This window comes from Enterococcus sp. C50 (genome assembly GCF_040887505.1).
Lineage (GTDB): Bacteria > Bacillota > Bacilli > Lactobacillales > Enterococcaceae > Enterococcus_B > Enterococcus_B thailandicus.
Genome location: NZ_JBFOFW010000014.1, coordinates 1 through 17,019, shown reverse-complemented (window position 1 = coordinate 17,019; position 17,019 = coordinate 1). Strand labels below are relative to the sequence as shown.

Annotated in this window: 17 protein-coding genes; 4 read left to right on the top strand and 13 right to left on the bottom strand. The window is 35.4% G+C overall.

Annotated features, from left to right (window positions below; translation table 11 throughout):
- Positions 1–2: 2 nt before the first annotated feature.
- Positions 3–1,037 (bottom strand): aldose epimerase family protein, encoded by a 1,035-nt coding sequence (locus tag AB3I20_RS12475; RefSeq protein WP_368027426.1) that lies wholly within the window; start codon positions 1,035–1,037, stop codon positions 3–5.
- Between the two features lie 152 nt (positions 1,038–1,189).
- Between AB3I20_RS12475 and AB3I20_RS12470 the strand changes: the two genes are divergently transcribed.
- Positions 1,190–2,095 carry a helix-turn-helix domain-containing protein gene (locus AB3I20_RS12470; RefSeq protein WP_271027439.1) on the top strand — a complete coding sequence of 302 codons (906 nt, stop codon included), beginning with the start codon at positions 1,190–1,192 and terminating at the stop codon, positions 2,093–2,095.
- A gap of 126 nt (positions 2,096–2,221) precedes the next feature.
- On the opposite strand, the gene AB3I20_RS12465 is transcribed toward AB3I20_RS12470, so the two are convergent.
- The 8 genes from AB3I20_RS12465 to AB3I20_RS12430 form a co-directional block, all read right to left on the bottom strand.
- A complete protein-coding gene (locus AB3I20_RS12465) occupies positions 2,222–4,033 on the bottom strand; it encodes an FtsX-like permease family protein (protein ID WP_368027425.1) in 1,812 nt (603 codons plus the stop codon).
- Positions 4,034–4,045: 12 nt separating this feature from the next.
- Positions 4,046–4,798, bottom strand: coding sequence for an ABC transporter ATP-binding protein (locus AB3I20_RS12460; RefSeq protein WP_067481396.1), 753 nt, complete (start codon positions 4,796–4,798; stop codon positions 4,046–4,048).
- Between the two features lie 8 nt (positions 4,799–4,806).
- Positions 4,807–5,169, bottom strand: coding sequence for a YxeA family protein (locus tag AB3I20_RS12455; protein ID WP_071868633.1), 363 nt, complete (start codon positions 5,167–5,169; stop codon positions 4,807–4,809).
- Between the two features lie 201 nt (positions 5,170–5,370).
- Complete coding sequence (locus AB3I20_RS12450) at positions 5,371–6,243, bottom strand: SPFH domain-containing protein (RefSeq protein WP_067481510.1); 873 nt, start codon at positions 6,241–6,243, stop codon at positions 5,371–5,373.
- A 50-nt stretch (positions 6,244–6,293) separates the two neighbouring features.
- Positions 6,294–6,782, bottom strand: a complete 489-nt coding sequence (locus AB3I20_RS12445) for a DUF5348 domain-containing protein (protein WP_067481398.1) — start codon at positions 6,780–6,782, stop codon at positions 6,294–6,296.
- Positions 6,783–6,919: 137 nt separating this feature from the next.
- On the bottom strand, positions 6,920–7,864 hold the full coding sequence (locus AB3I20_RS12440; protein ID WP_271027440.1) for a DUF4097 family beta strand repeat-containing protein: 945 nt from the start codon (positions 7,862–7,864) through the stop codon (positions 6,920–6,922).
- A gap of 5 nt (positions 7,865–7,869) precedes the next feature.
- Complete coding sequence (locus AB3I20_RS12435; protein WP_067481402.1) at positions 7,870–8,496, bottom strand: DUF1700 domain-containing protein; 627 nt, start codon at positions 8,494–8,496, stop codon at positions 7,870–7,872.
- Positions 8,489–8,806: a PadR family transcriptional regulator gene (locus AB3I20_RS12430; RefSeq protein ID WP_067481404.1), complete on the bottom strand. Its 318-nt coding sequence runs from the start codon at positions 8,804–8,806 to the stop codon at positions 8,489–8,491. Before AB3I20_RS12430 ends, AB3I20_RS12435 begins: the two co-directional genes overlap by 8 nt.
- Before the next feature lie 388 nt (positions 8,807–9,194).
- Here AB3I20_RS12430 and AB3I20_RS12425 point away from each other — a divergent pair, with 388 nt between their 5' ends.
- A complete protein-coding gene (locus AB3I20_RS12425; protein ID WP_368027424.1) occupies positions 9,195–10,124 on the top strand; it encodes a peptidylprolyl isomerase in 930 nt (309 codons plus the stop codon).
- A 144-nt stretch (positions 10,125–10,268) separates the two neighbouring features.
- Here the strand turns inward: AB3I20_RS12425 and AB3I20_RS12420 are convergent, their stop codons facing one another.
- Both AB3I20_RS12420 and AB3I20_RS12415 read right to left on the bottom strand, forming a co-directional pair.
- Positions 10,269–10,628 (bottom strand): hypothetical protein, encoded by a 360-nt coding sequence (locus tag AB3I20_RS12420; RefSeq protein WP_285701804.1) that lies wholly within the window; start codon positions 10,626–10,628, stop codon positions 10,269–10,271.
- 121 nt (positions 10,629–10,749) lie between these two features.
- Complete coding sequence (locus AB3I20_RS12415; protein ID WP_218658070.1) at positions 10,750–11,478, bottom strand: DUF554 domain-containing protein; 729 nt, start codon at positions 11,476–11,478, stop codon at positions 10,750–10,752.
- Positions 11,479–11,634: 156 nt separating this feature from the next.
- Here AB3I20_RS12415 and AB3I20_RS12410 point away from each other — a divergent pair, with 156 nt between their 5' ends.
- Positions 11,635–12,525: a LysR family transcriptional regulator gene (locus AB3I20_RS12410; RefSeq protein ID WP_218658069.1), complete on the top strand. Its 891-nt coding sequence runs from the start codon at positions 11,635–11,637 to the stop codon at positions 12,523–12,525.
- 242 nt (positions 12,526–12,767) lie between these two features.
- On the opposite strand, the gene AB3I20_RS12405 is transcribed toward AB3I20_RS12410, so the two are convergent.
- Both AB3I20_RS12405 and AB3I20_RS12400 read right to left on the bottom strand, forming a co-directional pair.
- Positions 12,768–13,832 carry a sensor histidine kinase KdpD gene (locus AB3I20_RS12405; RefSeq protein ID WP_086270578.1) on the bottom strand — a complete coding sequence of 355 codons (1,065 nt, stop codon included), beginning with the start codon at positions 13,830–13,832 and terminating at the stop codon, positions 12,768–12,770.
- Positions 13,829–14,503, bottom strand: a complete 675-nt coding sequence (locus AB3I20_RS12400) for a response regulator transcription factor (RefSeq protein ID WP_067481415.1) — start codon at positions 14,501–14,503, stop codon at positions 13,829–13,831. The genes AB3I20_RS12405 and AB3I20_RS12400 overlap by 4 nt, the downstream gene beginning before the upstream one ends.
- Positions 14,504–14,645: 142 nt before the next feature.
- Here AB3I20_RS12400 and AB3I20_RS12395 point away from each other — a divergent pair, with 142 nt between their 5' ends.
- Complete coding sequence (locus AB3I20_RS12395; RefSeq protein ID WP_067481417.1) at positions 14,646–16,982, top strand: ATP-binding cassette domain-containing protein; 2,337 nt, start codon at positions 14,646–14,648, stop codon at positions 16,980–16,982.
- The last annotated feature ends 37 nt before the right edge of the window (positions 16,983–17,019 follow it).

Below are 17,019 nucleotides of genomic sequence, written 5' to 3'. Positions count from 1 at the left end.
ATCTATTTTTTTATTTGATATTCTGTCACAAACTCACGTGACTGGTTAGGTAAAAGCGTAATGTCGCCAAAGCTTTCAAATCGTTCTGATCCAGGAGCTTCTTGCGTTTCAAAGGTGATTCCGCCATGATTCACTAGTTTGTCTCCGCGCATAACTGGTGCATCATCACCAAAATTTGCGGTAAACAAGACAATGCTTCCTGCATTGGTTGCAACTTGGATCGCAACCTTTTTATCTGGACTTGTTAATTTTGCTACTTGATTCATTTGTCCTGTTTTCTGTAAGAAAAACGGATGATCCATCCCGCCAACCATTTTGGCTTGTGGAAAATCACTAATAAAAACATCTGAAAGGACTTTTGGCGTTGTAAAATCGAATGCTGTCCCTTTGACCGGTGCGACTTCCCCTTTTGGAATCAAATCTTTTTGTAAAGGAGCAAAAAATTGACTTGCTAACCATAATTCATGCTGATCGATTGGTTCAGTTACATCTCCTGTTAGATTAAAATACACATGATTGGTTGGATTAAATAAAGTCAATTGATCGCTAATTCCGCGAATACTTATTCGCCAAACATCATCATTTGTTAAAGTATAGCGTGCTTCCACGTCTAAATTACCCGGAAAACCATTTTCTTGATTAGGACTTGTTAAATAGAAAATAACTGAAGTTTCATTTTCACCTTTGATAATCGTGTATGGCCAATTTTTCTTTTCAAAGCTAGGATCTCCACCATGTAAACAATGTCCTGTTTCTTCACTGACTTTTGCCTGATACTCTTGATTGTCCAGATAAAATTTTCCCTTAGCGATTCGACCAGCTGTTCGACCAATTGTTGCACCGATATACGCGTCTTTCGAAAGATATTCTTCTGCATGATCAAATCCTAGGATCAATTCACGTTTTGTTCCATCAATTAGCGTCTGTAAATGAACGATTCGTGCGCCAAAATCAGTAACAGCCAATTCTGTCTTTTGATCATTGATTAATGTGATCAAATGGGAATCATTCCCAAATTCTTGCTCTTTGATTTGCATACTGTCGCCCTCTTTTCATTCCATAGTTGATTATTTCTCATTCATTATATCAAGTAATCGCTTTCTTTTTATTACTATCATGTGATACAAATTTAACTTTTTGTTGCATTTTTTTCCGAGTAAGCGTACCTTGAAGAAAAGGGGCTGAGCAGATGGAACAAACTGTATTTTTACGAAAAGAACATCATTTTTTATCAAGTGAACTTTACTTTAATTTTTGTGGATTTTCTAAAACCATGCCTTTCCACTCTTTTGGACCAGCTATCCGACAACATTTTGTTCTACATATCATCTTGGATGGTGAGGGTGTGTACTCGGTCAATCAGCAAAAGTATCATTTAAAAAAAGGAGATTTATTTCTCATTCGTCCAGGCGATCAAACTTTTTATCGCTCTGATGTAACCAATCCTTGGGTCTACGCTTGGCTTTCCTTTGGTGGAAAAGAAGCAGAGGAATTGATTAAGCATTCCCCTTTTAAAGAAAATGAGTATACGTTTCGCTCAAATCAGTTAGTTGACTATAGTCAATTGATTTTAGCTTGTTTTGATTATGCGCCAGACACGCTACTAAATGAAATCAAATTGAATGAGTTGTTGTATCGCTTTTTTGAAAAATTACTAGTAGATGGTGGAAAAAATCACTTAAGTACACCTCAAAACATTTCACGTTTAACGATTGAAGCAATCGAATACATTCAAGCCCATGCAACAGAGGAACTCACTATCCAAGAAGTTGCTGACGCATTATCGGTCAACCGTAGCCACCTCTCCCGTACCTTCCATGAAAATATTGGGGTAAGTGTCAAAGAATGGTTATTAGGTATCCGAATCAATCGTGCTGCTTTTTTATTGTTGATGTCAGATGATTCCGTTGAAAATATTGCTTTTCAGTCCGGCTTTCATAGCTTAGTTGTCTTTAGCCGAATCTTTAAAAAAAAGACTGGTGAAACGCCAACTGCTTATCGAAAACGAGCTAGTCAGAAACAGCACACCAATCTTTCACTGGAATCTATTATGGAATTATTAGAACAGCAAGCAATTGTAGGACGTGCAACATGATTTTTTTGTAAAAAAAACAAAGATATACACAAAAAGTAGTTGTTCCGTTTTTTTTTAGGTCAGAAAGCAGATCCGCAAAAAATAGAGGACTAACATGCGCGCGCATGTTAGTCCTCTTCCTGTTTTTTATGCTTTCTTTTTCAATACGATTCCCGTATACAACCATGTCGTTATTACATAATAAACAAAGTATAAGACAAAGAAAATTGTAAATGGCAACCACAAATTATCGTAAGGATCACTCATCAATAATTTGAACATTTGTAAGCCGAATAGGACGTGAACAACACCTAAAAGTCCTGGTGCTAAGAATAAGACACCAATTTCTCGGCGAATCGATTGTGTTAGTAACCCTTGACGTGTACCAATTTTTTGTAACATTTCATAACGCACTTGATCGCTCTTACTTCCAGAAAGAATCTTGAACATCAAACAACTTGCTAACATTGTCAAGAAAGCTAAGCCTAAGAAGAAGCCCATAAATTCAAATCCTGAAAACATACTGTTAAACGTATTGTAAACATCTGCTTTTTGCGTAAAGCTGTAGTCAACGTTTTTTAGTTCTTCATTATTTGCTTTATTTTCCGCTACCAGTTTTTCAAGGTTACTCAATTGCTTGTCAAAATCTGTTACTTGAATAAGCTGTAAAGTCGTTTCAGGTAAATTCAACTGACTGAATTCTTCTTGTGAAACCAATTTTATTTCTTTTGGTTGCTGTTCAGGCAACTCATACTCCCGTAAACTATCTTGTAAAGTAAGCTCTTGAGCCAATTGTGTTGCTGTAATTTCTTTGTTCTTTGGTTTGATATTTCTATCGCCATTCATTCCTTCTTTCACAATAAATGGCGTTTGCTCAAATTGTTCAGAAAGATAGTAAATGGTTTGTTCATCTTCTTTTTGCGTATAAGAAGCATTCACTTTAGGATCTAGTTTTGCAACCTCTTGTTGATCAATTTTTTGCGCGTTGTTCAACACGACATCATAAACAGTAAAGTTATTTGTCATTTTTGAAATTTCATTTTTGAAGCCCAAACCGACAGTGAGCGCACCTAATGCTAAAGCAAACAACATTGCTACCATCGAAAGCATTTGTGTATATTCGCGAATTCGAAAACTTAACTGTGATAAAGTAAAATTATTCAGCTTTCTTAATGCGATACCATCTGCTTTTTTCAGTAATGATAAACAGAAGATAATGACCGAATGGAAAATAAAATACGTCCCTAAAACAATCGTAACCAAAGCAATGACGATTCCAAACAACTGGAATTTTTCTAAGTTTTGCATCATGTAATAGCCACATGTTAAGCTGGCAATCCCCAACACAACTTCAAGGAAAAATAAAAACTTATGTTGCTTCATTTGTGTCGGAGTTTGATCCGCACGAATCAATGTTAAGATTGGTTTTTTAACGATTGAAAATGCATTAACAATGGCTGCTAATAAAAATAAAATAGAGAAGAACACAATCGTAATCAACAATCCATGAACGCTAAATGGTGAAAAATGAGAGATTTTTATATTTAATTGTTGGACTAATAAATGACTAACAATACTAGTCAATCCCATTCCAACAACTGAGCCAACCAATGTTGCCAAAATCCCCACAATAAAGGTTTCTGAAAAAATCATTTGTGCAATCTTTCGACCCTTAGCACCTAGCATCATAAACATCGCATAATCTTTTTGACGCATCGTCATCAAAAATGAATTAGCATACAGGATATAGACAAAAGTGATAATACTCAATAATACTGAGCCTAGTCGAAAGATAATAACTGTTGATGAAATCGTTGAATTACTTGTTAGAAAGGCTTCATTACTTGCCATTGACTCAAACATGTAAAAAATTGCTGATGCCATAACTAATCCTGAAAATAGGACAAGATAATCTCGCAAGCGACTCTTAATACCAGTAAGTGATAGTTTCCAAAGCATATTCTCTCCCCCTTACTGTTCCAAATTTCCTAGGATAGTTAAAATTTGACGATAAAATGCTTCACGACTTTGATCGCCTCGTTTAACTTCTTGATGGATTCCGCCATCTTTGATAAATAAAATTCGTTGACAATAACTTGCTGAAAAAGGATCATGTGTTACGAGTAAAATAGAAACGTTATCTTTTTGGTTCAATTCATCCATTGTATCTAATAGATCCCGCGCACTCTTGGAATCTAACGCTCCGGTTGGCTCGTCACCTAATAGAATCGTTGGTTGGGTAATCAATGCTCTAGCAGCCGCTACACGTTGTTTTTGTCCACCAGAAATAGCTGAAGGATAGCTGTCTAAAATATGGCTGATTGATAAACGTTCTGCAATTTGTTTGACTCTTTGCTTGATTTCTTTTGGACGAACACCTTGCAAAGATAATGGTACTGCAATATTTTCTTGTGCTGTTAAGTTTTCCAATAAATTGAAGTCTTGGAAAATAAATCCAATTTCTTTGGCACGAAAATCAGCTAGTTGATTCCCTTTTAAAGTAGTCACATCTTTTTGATTGATTCGAATGTGACCATCTGTTGGTTTATCTAAAGTAGATAAAATATTTAACAAAGTTGATTTACCAGAACCAGATGCTCCCATGATTCCGATAAATTCACCTTTTTCTACTGAAAATGAAATGCCATCTAAAGCTGTTGTTTTCTTTTCATTATTTTTTCCATATACTTTTGTTACATCTTGAATTTCAACAATTTTTTCCATTTTTGCGCCTACCCTTTAGTTAATTTTTCTTGTGCTGCTTTAGGTATTGCTGATTTTTCAACTTCTTCATAACCAGTTACACCTTTATTTTTATTCCAGACTACTTTAAGATACGCATTTTTTCGCAACGGACGTGTTTGCATCCCTTGAAATTCTAATTCTTTTTCTGCGCCTTCTTTGTTAAAGCCCGGCAAAGTGTATTGATAAGTAATCACTTCTTGATTTTTATCATCTTTTTGAACTAATTTTTCACCGTTTGTCGTAATTTGTACATAATAGTCATCGCCACCTAAAACTACGGCATCCGCTATTTTCAAACCAGCGACTCCGATACCAGCGACAATCAATAAGCCAATCAGAAATTTTTTCATCATTTTGCCCTCTCTTTTAACTTGATGAACTAAGTATAGAAAAAAAGAAACGAACATGCCTTAGATTCCTCTATCAGTCATCTTTCAATATTGTTAGCACGTTTCAAAGAAGGCCTTTCGACCTGATAATGAACTTTCTTCAAATAAAAGAGAGTGAGGCAAACCGCCCCACTCTCTTTGTTTTTTACTTTCAATCATTGTTTATTTTCGGTCAGTTAAATCCCCTGTGTTAATCACCGGCTGCGTTCCTTTATCCGTAATAATCGAGACTAACAAGTTATTGATTAGTTGAACTTTGCGGTCGTCCGTAAAGTTGATTTCTTGACCCGCTTCAATTTGTTCCAGTGCCATTTGAGTCATTGTTACCGCACCTTCAACGATTGTCTGACGTGCAGAAAGAATTGCTTTTGCTTGCTGTCTTTGCAACATGGCACTCGCAATTTCAGTCGCATAAGCTAAATGATTCAATCTTGCTTCGATGACTTCAACTCCGGCAACAGCTAGACGTTCTTGAAGTTCTGTTGCTAATTTATCTGAAACTTCGGTCGTATTTCCACGTAAAGTAATATCAGTATCATTGAAAGTATCATATGGATATTGACTTGCAATATGACGAACAGCTGTTTCACTTTGGATTTCCACAAAGTCTTGATAATAAGCAACATCAAACAAAGCTTTCGCCGTATCGACTACTTTAAAAACGACAACAGCAGAAATCTCAATTGGATTTCCATCTAAGTCATTTACTTTTAAAACAGAACTGTTAAAATTTCGAACTTTAAGTGATACGTTGATTTTATTGGTTAACGGAACCGTTAGAAAAAAACCATTCTCTTTAATTGTTCCTAAATAATTACCAAAAAGCAAAATAGCTTTTGATTGATTTGGACTGACCACAGTTGCTGAACTAACTAATAAACAAGCAATTCCCCACAAAATGACACTCATAATTATTAATGCTGGACTAGTTGCTACCGTTCCAAAATAGAATAAAATGGCACCCATGATTGCTAAAACAATGACACCAACTAAGCCAATATACCCATTGATATAGAGTGCTTTTTTCTCATTCATTTTCAAAATCTCTCCTCCTTCTGCACAATAGCATCAACTTTCTTTACTGACTATTCCGTTATTCTCAGTCTTGCTAATGCACCTTCTAATTCCAAATCTTTATCTTCGCTGATGAACCACCCCGTTGAGTGCGTTCCGCCAGCAGCTTTCGGCAAATACTCCAATCGAGTTCTGACCCAGTGTTTTTGTTCTGTAAAGTAATCTTCAACTAAAATTTCCAAATCCATTCCCGCATTAAGAACAATATTTTTTCGGACAGACTTAAAAATAAAGCGTTCTTTACTAGCATCATATTGTAAAACACCAGTATCTGTGATTGGCAAAGAGTAATAATCCATCTCCTTTTTCACTTTCATTAAATGGCGAAACATTTCATTATGTACTTGTTCTAACTGACGGCCTTCTGAATTTTTGGGATACTCAATCGCTACTTTTTCATTGTCATCATCATAATACAATTCGTTCAATGATTTTAATTGCGCGTGTAACTCAAGCATTTTTTCTCGTAGTTGTTCTCGCTGAACATCTTCTGTTTTCATTTTCCCCACCCTAATTCTTTTGCTAAGTTTCAACATCTCATTTGTCTATACCTATCTTACTATAAGAAAACAACTTAAGCGAAACAAAAAATGATATTGAAACAAAAAAACTGTCTCAATACCATTTTTCGGAAATTCTATTCAGTTTCATCTTCCATATGGTTATCCATGTGATCCATTTGTTGATCCATATGATCCCCCATATCGTCCATGTCATCCATTTCGTCCATCTGTTCACTCATCGAATTTTGGTATTTTTCATCCATCCATTCAATAAATGTATCTTTACCTTCAATCGTTAGTCCTTTTTTCGAATTTCCTTTTTCAAAAGAAGAGCCTTCACGTGTTTCATTGTTTACTTGGAAAGTTGAATCTCCCGCAAGTGTCAATTGATACCCAGGAACATCGACGTCATTCAATCGAACAGAACCATTTTTAACAACAATCGTACTTGAGTCTGTCAACGCACTATCATAAAAGTAAAAATTACTTCCCTCACCAGTAAAGTTTCCTTTTTTAGCCTTTAATCGACTGAAATCAACAGAGCTAAATCGGTCTTTGACTGTCACTGAATCTGTTTTTAAACCAATAAAACTCAACCAGCTATCTGAATATGAGTCAACCGCTAAATTTTTAGTTGTAATATCTGTCATCGTTAAGCGATTATTGCTGCTTTCAATCGTAATATCACTTAATGAGATTTCTTTTGGTACCGTAATTGTTATTTCTGGATGAGTATCTTCTAAACTAATTTGCATTGGATATTCTTGTTTTCCTTTTGCTCGAATCGACAGAGTTTGATCTTTGAGAACAACTTTTGGTTCATCCGACTTTTCATATTGCGTCGTAACTTCAAAATCCAATCCTTGTCTGATATTGATCTCTTGATTTTCTGCTTGGATAACTAAGTTTTTGATTTCATTCGCCTTAAATTTTTCCGTATGTTCTTTCATATCCAATAGTTTAGGTCCATTTTCCCAAACGATTGTTTTTTGTGCTCCTGCAGTGTACGTTCCTGCTACCAGAATTCCACCAAATAACATAAAACCTGTACCAATCAATAAAAAGTGTTTTAGTTTCATTTTACTCACCTCTCATTCCCATCATGTGTTGGATGAAGACCACGTCTAGTAACAAACCGACGTCCGACCCATTTAACAAAACGCATAATCAACTGGGCTAACCATTTTGTTAATCTCACTAAAATCGGAGTGAAAAAGATGGCTGCACCAGTCGCAAACAAACCTAGTCCAACGAAGAATAAGCCACTGACAATCGATTGTCCCAAAACCATCAGTCCTGCTAACGTCATAACCACGCCTACTCCTAAAATCACAATACAAACAACATAGATACTAAAAATAACTGCGAATAATGCGATGATCAAACCAACCAATACAGCAACAAATAACAATGCTAATGGAATCAAGATTGGCGATGCAAATAATCCAAGTACAATTAACCAAATCAAACGCATTTGTCTTTTTGGACTACTTTGTTGTACCTCTTCTTGCCCTAAATCATCTGCTTCCGAAAAATAATTGATTTTTAACTTCAACGCAAACTGTTTAGGTGTACCATATTCTTCTAAAATTTCATCAACTGTCTTACCTGAATCCAAAAAATATTCTTCGTAATATTGGATCAAATCAAAACGGTCAGCTTCAGGAATTTCTTGAAGTTCATTTAAGACCTCACTTAAGTATTCATTCATGTCTATTATCCTCCAATAACCGATCTAAAGAGTCTCGAAAAACAATCCATTCATCAATAATTTCTTCCAAATGTGTATGTCCGATTGGTGTTAAACGATAATATCTTCGATTTCGACCTTCGAATGGTTCATCATAGGTTTCTAGATACCCTTCTTGTTTCAACCTTCTTAACACGGGATACATGGTAGATTCACTAATTGATAAACTTTCTTGCACAATTTTTGTTAGTGCGTATCCATACATATCTTCTCGGCTTAATGCTGCTAACACAGTTCCATCAAGAAGAACCGTTGGAATTTGAATATGCATAGCGCCACCTTCTTTTACAATATTTTTAATTCCACTATATTATATCAGATATAATATAGTTAAGACAATAGATTATAAAGTTTATTTGAGAAAAACAACATCCGAGTACAGAAGAATCTTGCTCTCAAGAAATATAGTGATACACATTTTTTCATTCGTCATGTAACTTCTTGATCACAAGAAATTGTCTACAAAAAAATTTTTCAAGAGACCACCTTCAAAGCTACATTACAAAATTGAAAGTGGTTTATGCTAGCTTTTAATGGTACGGTCGAAATGAGCATTTATTTATAACTACTTAGTTGAAGAGGAAGCATAAAAAATGAATTATTCTCTAGTTCCTAATTCACTTCCTGCCTTCACTAAAAAATTTGGAGGACATTATTCCGTGAAAAAAACAAGCTTATTCCTACCTATCTTCATCAGCCTGTTCTTCTTGGCTGCCTGTACAACGAATCCCGAAAACCAAACAGCTATTAGTTTCAAAGGTGGAACTATCTCAGAAAAAGACATTTTTAATCATTTAAAAAAAATTCAAGGAGCTGATGCAGCTGTTCAGCAGTTAGTTGTTTATCAAATATTTGACAATAAGTATGGGGCTACCTTATCTACCAAAGAAATTGACGCTGAATTTGATAAAACGAAAGACAGTTTAGGTGACTATTTTGAAGCACAGCTAAAGCAAGCTGGCTTTACTGAGAAAACATTTAAAGAAGAAATTAGACAACAATTGGCATACAAAAAAGGACTAGAAAAAAATGTCGAACTAAAAGATGAGGATCTACAAAAATTGTGGGCGTCCTTCCATCCAGAAGTAAAAACGCAACTTATTCAGTTACGTAGTGAAACGGATGCAAACGAAGTGAAAAAGGCTTTAGCTGCTGACGGAGATTTTTCTGAATTAGCAAAAGAAAAATCCATAGAACCAAATGTAAAAAACGATGAAGGAAAAAAGACCTTTGACTCCGGAAACGAAACGATTGCAAACGAAGTAAAGGATGCAAGCTTCAAGTTAAAAGACGGTGAAGTCTCAAATCTAATTACGGCAACCAATCCAAAAACAATGGCGAAAGAATATTACCTTGTTAAAATGCTTAAAAATCAAGACAAAGGAACTGACAAAAGCCACTATTTAGATGAGTTAAAAGAAATCGGAACAAAAGCTAAATTAGCTGATCCTGAATTTATCAAAGCAACAATCAGCAAAGAGTTAAAAAATGCTAATGTCAAAATTAAAGATAAAGACTTTGAAAATAGCTTACAGTCATTCACAAAAGAAGTACCTGATAAAGAAGAAACAACAGCTACAAAAAAATAAACAGTCTTAACATTCAAGAATTGATTTCCGTATACAACAACGCACTGAAAACAATTACTTTTAGTTTTTCAACTAAAGATTTCTTGTAAAAAAGGGTCGTGACAAAATTTATGTCACGACCCTTTTTACGAATAAACGTTATTCTCAGAGCAACTCCTTCGGAAATAACTCAAACCAGCTCAAAAATAGGTGAAACTCTTTTCGGATAGTCCTTCTTATTTCTTGGAAATAACTATCTTTATCGCGGTCTTCAATAACACTATGTAAGACAGCAACAAGTTCAGCAATAAAAAAATAATCAGCCACTCTATGTTCGCGGTTGAGGACTGGTTCCTTTTTTATTTTGGTTAGCCAAGCTAAGATGCCAAAAATGATTGTCGCGATGAATACACAAAAACCGACGATTAGCTCTAAAGCTGATTCAACTGGTAAAAAAGTATTTCCTTTCTCTGAATCAAGGAAATACGCACCTTTGCTTCTTCTCACTTTTGATTGGCTAGCCACCGGCACAAACTCTAGTTTCATCTGATAGGATGTGTGTAGAATTGAGGACACTTAACTTTAAAATAAGTTAGATTTGTTATAGTTGCGCTCTCTTACTGTAATTGTTTATTGATTTTAGATTTTAGAGCAGTGGCAAAATGATATTCGTCCACAACCAACTAAGTGGCATCACTACAATCATCGCTGGAATCATATCAGCAACTGGAAACATCTTGACATGGATCATTCGAAAACCCGTCGCAAGCATCAAGAAGCCACCGCAAGCCTTGAAATCCAAAATCATTGCTGGCGTGGTCATCGGGAAAATGAATTTTGCTAATAAAAACAAAGCATAAAAAATAATAAATTGTGGTATTGCAACGACGGAAACTACAAATCCTAAATTACAAGCAAAAATCGTTGCTGTAAAAAAATCTAAAACTGATTTTGAAATCAAAATCGTATTATCTCCGGTCATTCCTGAATCAATACTTCCGTAAATCCCCATCCCACTTGCACAAAACAATACAATCACCGTGACTAACGTGTTAATGAACTCTTCATGAGATAAACCCAAATTTTCACTAGGAAATAACTTTGAAATTGGCTTTTGCATCAGATTTGCACCTTGATCGATTCGCTCGCCCAGATGAATGACTAGCCCAATCACTGTTCCAATCACTAAAGCAAAAATGACAGGTGGCATATTTTTCATCGGACCCATCGAATAAATTCCCATTCCCATTGAACAGACACCAAATACCATCATCAATTGTGTTTTAAATCGATTACTTAGCTTCTCTCCTAAAAAACCTCCAAACAGTCCGCCAAAAAAGACTGTTCCGACGTTGATCAATACTCCAGTTGGCATAAAAAAACTCCCTTCGACTTTAACGCTCTTCATTTACCTTTTATCAAAAAAGCGTTCCTTTTCGCTGCATTTTTTAGTCTATCAAAGTTTTTTTATTCAACCAATTCAAATTTCATGTTAAAGTATTCGTAAACGGAATAGTTAGGAGAGGATTCCTTGAATATTCAAAAACTTGTTGTCTTTCTTGATCTAACAAAAACATTAAGCTTTACTAAAACAGCAGAACACCTTTTCACGACACAAGGAACCATTTCCAAACAAATCATTGCTTTAGAAAAAGAACTGGACGTTCAACTCTTTGATCGTACACATCGAAAAATCGAGTTAACTGAAGCCGCTAAACTCCTTCTACCATATGCAAAAAAAATTGTCGAACAATATCAAGAGATGAACGATGTACTAGAAACGCATACAAAAAAGCAAAATCTTTCTTTAAGCATTTTAACCATACCTACTATGACTCATTATGCTGGCTTTCGTCACATCACCCAATTTTTGAAACTTCATCCAGAATTTTCAATTCAACTTAAAGAGGTTGAAAGTGCAGAAGTCCCCTATTATTCAACTGAGCAAACTGACTCAATTATTTTTGGTCGAAATTTTCATGAGCCGCCGGCAAACTTTGAATGGCTTCCAACCGAAAAAGATTATTTTGTTGCCGTACTTCCAGCTCATCATCCTTTAGCACAAGCTAAAAAATTAAATTTGCGCGAACTAAAAGACGAATCCTTTTTATTACTCGGACAACAGACCAATCTTTATCAGCCCGTAATTGATCTTTGCCACGAAGTTGGGTTTGAGCCTAACATTGTCTATAACGGTTCTCGAATGGACTTGATTCTCAACATGATCGCAAACGATATGGGCATCTCGATTGTGATGGAAAAAACGGTTAATTATCTATTAAAGGAAGATACAGTACTTGTTCCCATCACACCAAACAGAGAAAGTTTTCTGGCATTTGCTAGAAAACAAGGTGAACATTCTTTAGCCTCAAATACGTTTTGGAAATACTTAAAACAAAATATACAGCTTCTTAGAAGTTAACTTTCTTGTTCAACTTCTAAAAAACTGTATAAAATAATGTATCTTTTCTTCGCTTCTCTGATATAAAAAATCATGAGAAGCTTTTTTGGTTAACTCTTTTGTACCATGTGCGCTATCTGTTCGGAGCTAAGCATTTTGTGCCACAACCTTCTGTGTTGCCAAAGTAGTTCCTTTGGCAATAAATCCTCTTTTCATAAAAATAGAGAGAGCTATTTTTAGAAAAGCATCCTTATTACTTGAAGCTAAACGCTTTGCTCCACAACCTTTTTCTCGGTATTCCCCAAACGTATCATCACCGTCGTACCCACATTTTCAATACTGCTATAATCAATCCGACCCTGATGCAATTCTAAAATTTTCTTTACTAGTGAAAGACCCAAACCATTCCCCGCATTTTGATGGCTCGTATCACCTTGATAGAACTTATCAAAAATTTTTGTCACAGTTCCTTCATTCATTCCAATCCCAGAATCTGTCACTTCTAGTACGACTTCTTCCTTTGTTTGCGCTAGTTTTACTGAAATTTTGCCAGTAGGAAGATTATATTTGATAGCATTATCCATAATATTTAGCCAAACTTGATACAAGAGTTCTTCATTTCCAAAATACTTCACTTTTTCCATTTGGATATCCAACTGCAACTGTTCCTTTTCCCATTTTGGTTGTAAAAATAAAATCACTTCTCGAATTTGTTCGTCCAAACGAAATTCTTTTTTCTCCATCAATGTATGTTGGTTTTCTAGCTTATTTAATTTCAAAACATTTTCTGTTAATTGCGAAAGTTGTGTGATTCCTTCGATGATTCGTTGTAAAAATACCTGTCGTTCCTCACCTGAGAGGTCAGGATTTTGTAATAATTGGACATATCCTTGAATGGTTGACAAAGGCGTCTTGAATTCATGTGAAACATTGGAAACAAAATCATTACGTAAAGTTTCGATACTATTTAATTCTTGTACCATCACATTAAAATCTTGATACAATTGCTGAACTTCTGCTACTTTTTGTTGTTCATTCATCTGAATTGTAAAATCACCCTTTGCTACTTGGCTCATGTTTTTTCGTAGTTCACTAATCGGATACAAGATCCCTCTACCAACAAAAGCAGAAATCCCTGTACCAACTACTGCACTAAAGCCAGCTAAAACCATGATTGGATACAACGTTGGCCGTTCTGTCGGTGTCCAAGAGCGTTGATTTGCCAGTAAATAAACTAATCCTACAAAACAAGCAAGTGTCACTAAAATAGACAAAAAGACAATCAATGCAAAATAAATCCAGAGCTGAGAAAATATTTTTTTCTTCATTTTTTGATAACCGCCTTATATCCGAGTCCACGAATCGTCACAATTTGAAAATCTTGGTTGTTCTCAAAACGCGTACGCAAACGTTTCACATGAACATCGATCGTTCGTTCCTCCGTATTCGTGTCAATCCCCCAAATCTCATCCATTAGTTGTTGGCGCGTAAAGATTTTATTAGGATAGGATAACAATTTATACAATAATAAAAATTCTTTCTGCGGTAAAATCATTGCATCCTCTTTGCATGTCACCTCGTATGTTTCTTGGTCTAAACAAGTCTCGCCAATTATCAGACGTTGACTATGATTGATTTTTGCTCGACGTAATAAAGCCTCTACCCGCAAAACCATTTCATTGACATCCACTGGTTTCGTCATGTAATCATCTGCACCCAAATGAAACCCACGTTTCTTATCCTCAAAGGCATGCTTTGCAGTAATAATTAATACAGGCGTTTCAATATTACTTCCTCGTAAAGTATCCAATAGTGTATAGCCATCCATCGCTGGCATCATCACATCGGTAATAATCAAATCAACATGATTATTTTCAAGTTTTCTCAGCGCATCTTCGCCATTAAATGCGAGGATCACAGAAAATCCAGCTCGTTTTAACACCGATTGATACAATAATTGTAAATTTTCATCGTCTTCAACAACTAAAAGTCGGTTCATTACGCTTTTCCTCATTTTTCTAAAAAATTTCTTGAATGTTTCACTCAGTTCATATTCAGTTAACATTCATTCATTATACTTCTACTATCATTCTGTTATAGTTGTTATTATACAGAATATTTTTAATGAGAGAAGGATGAAGATGCTACAACTAAAAGATATTAAAAAGTATTATAAAGTTGGTGAAACGACAACTAAAGCATTAGACGGCGTTTCCGTTGCTTTTAGACAAAAAGAATTCGTCGCGATTCTCGGTCCAAGTGGTTCTGGAAAAACGACTATGTTGAACGTTATCGGTGGATTAGATAATTATGATTCAGGCGACATGGTCATCAACGGAAAATCAACAAAAGATTTCAAAGATAGTGACTGGGATGCCTACCGTAACAATTCGATTGGTTTTGTTTTCCAAAGTTATAACTTGATTGGACATTTAGGAATTATTGAAAATGTCGAACTTGGGATGACTTTAAGTGGCGTTCCTAAAGAAGAAAAACGAAAAAAAGCAGAAGATGCTTTGGTTCGCGTTGGCCTTTCTGCCCACATGCACAAAAAACCAAATCAACTTTCTGGTGGTCAAATGCAACGTGTAGCAATTGCCCGTGCTTTAGCAAATAATCCTGATATTTTATTATGTGATGAACCAACTGGGGCGCTAGATACCGAAACAAGTATCCAAATTATGGAATTGATTCGAGAACTTTCTAAAGAAAAATTAGTCATCATGGTCACACACAACCCTGAACTAGCTAATCAATACGCTGATCGAATCATTGAATTTTCAGATGGAAAAATTTTGGCAGACTCTCATCCACATATTGAGCGACCAAAAAATGATCAATTCAATTTGCGCCGAACAAAAATGAGTTTTTGGACAGCCCTAAAACTTTCTTTCAATAATATCCGAACAAAAAAAGGGCGAACATTTTTGACCTCTTTTGCATCAAGTATTGGGATTATTGGGATTGCGATCGTCTTAGCCTTGTCTACTGGCTTCCAAAAACAAATTGATAGTACACAATCAGAAACAATGTCAAAATTCCCAATTACGATTTCAAAAGTTACAACTAGTCAAACAAATAACTCTGCCGCACTTGGCGCAAGTAAAGCTGACTATCCAAACAAAAAAACAATCACCGCAAAAACTAGCGATGAAGATAAAGCTCAACACACAAATAAAATTGATCAAAAATACGTCGATTATGTAAATGATATTGATCCTGATCTAAGCAATAACATTGGTTTTACTCGCTCAACAGGAATTAATTTGCTTCGTGAAATTGATGGAAAAGCTCAACCAGTAAGCTTCTCGAATGCGAACCCTGACAACGATGGGCTTTCTTTCTCAAGTACGATGGCTTCCATGACTGGCGTTGGGGTCTCAACTTTCCCAACACAATTAGCAGCTGATAAAGGAAACTTTTTAAAAGACAACTATTCCCTACTTGCGGGTAATTATCCAAGTGCAGCAACTGATGTCGTTCTGATCGTTGATGGAAACAATAATACAAATATCAACGCACTTAAAAATCTTGGTTTTGATGTGAAAGAAGATCAAAAATTTGATTTTGATCAAATTATTGGCACAACATTAAAACTAGTGAACAACAATGATTACTACTCACAATTGCCAACTGGAACATTTATTCCGAATTCTGACTATGAAAAAATGTACAATGACTCAACAGAAGAATTAAAAATCGCGGGTATTTTACGTGTGAAATCTTCTTCAACAATGAATCTTTTATCTCCAGGTATTGCTTACAGCGACCAGCTAACAACACAAATCGTGAACAACAACAAGGATTCTGAAATCGTTAAAGCACAACGAGACAGTGATACAAATGTGATGACCACTGAAAAACTAGATGCCTCTGCCAAAGAAACATTTATTAGTTATCTTGGTGGCGACAGCTTACCATCAAGTATTATGATTTATCCAAATAACTTTGAAGACAAAGATAAAGTTCTTAATTATCTAGATGACTACAACAAAGGGAAATCAGAAGAAGATAAAATCATCTATTCTGACCTTGCGGGTACGATGACTGAATTAACTGGCGGATTGATGGATGCCATCACTTATGTATTAGTCGCTTTTGCAGGAATTTCATTGGTTACAAGCATGATTATGATTAGTATCATCACCTATACTTCAGTAATTGAACGAACAAAAGAAATCGGTGTGTTAAAAGCCCTGGGTGCTCGTAAAAAAGATATTACTCGAGTCTTTGATGCCGAAACTTGTATCTTAGGGATTTCTTCTGGTATTTTAGGAATCTTGATTGCTTGGTTAGCTACATTCCCAATCAACAGTATCTTGTATAGCATGACTGATTTGAAAAATGTTGCTCAACTAAACCCTGTTCACGCATTGATTTTAGTAGTTGTTTCAACTATTTTAACAATGCTTGGCGGACACATTCCAGCTCGTATGGCAGCTAAAAAAGATGCTGCTATTGCTTTACGTGCTGAATAACCAACTTATATTTACAACCAAAAAAGCAGTTGAAATT

Bases quoted from the DNA above. Each gene is read 5' to 3' on its own strand.
- AB3I20_RS12430 (WP_067481404.1), bottom strand. From the start codon at position 8,806: ATGCATATTCAAATTCCAACGGTTCTTCTTGATGGAACTGTGTTAGCA.
- AB3I20_RS12455 (WP_071868633.1), bottom strand. From the start codon at position 5,169: ATGAAAAAATTTCTGATTGGCTTATTGATTGTCGCTGGTATCGGAGTC.
- AB3I20_RS12415 (WP_218658070.1), bottom strand. From the start codon at position 11,478: ATGCCAACTGGAGTATTGATCAACGTCGGAACAGTCTTTTTTGGCGGA.
- AB3I20_RS12475 (WP_368027426.1), bottom strand. From the start codon at position 1,037: ATGCAAATCAAAGAGCAAGAATTTGGGAATGATTCCCATTTGATCACA.
- AB3I20_RS12400 (WP_067481415.1), bottom strand. From the start codon at position 14,503: ATGAACCGACTTTTAGTTGTTGAAGACGATGAAAATTTACAATTATTG.
- AB3I20_RS12450 (WP_067481510.1), bottom strand. From the start codon at position 6,243: ATGAATGAGAAAAAAGCACTCTATATCAATGGGTATATTGGCTTAGTT.
- AB3I20_RS12460 (WP_067481396.1), bottom strand. From the start codon at position 4,798: ATGGAAAAAATTGTTGAAATTCAAGATGTAACAAAAGTATATGGAAAA.
- AB3I20_RS12465 (WP_368027425.1), bottom strand. From the start codon at position 4,033: ATGCTTTGGAAACTATCACTTACTGGTATTAAGAGTCGCTTGCGAGAT.
- AB3I20_RS12440 (WP_271027440.1), bottom strand. From the start codon at position 7,864: ATGAAACTAAAACACTTTTTATTGATTGGTACAGGTTTTATGTTATTT.
- AB3I20_RS12405 (WP_086270578.1), bottom strand. From the start codon at position 13,832: ATGAAGAAAAAAATATTTTCTCAGCTCTGGATTTATTTTGCATTGATT.
- AB3I20_RS12435 (WP_067481402.1), bottom strand. From the start codon at position 8,496: ATGAATGAATACTTAAGTGAGGTCTTAAATGAACTTCAAGAAATTCCT.
- AB3I20_RS12445 (WP_067481398.1), bottom strand. From the start codon at position 6,782: ATGAAAACAGAAGATGTTCAGCGAGAACAACTACGAGAAAAAATGCTT.
- AB3I20_RS12395 (WP_067481417.1), top strand. From the start codon at position 14,646: ATGCTACAACTAAAAGATATTAAAAAGTATTATAAAGTTGGTGAAACG.
- AB3I20_RS12470 (WP_271027439.1), top strand. From the start codon at position 1,190: ATGGAACAAACTGTATTTTTACGAAAAGAACATCATTTTTTATCAAGT.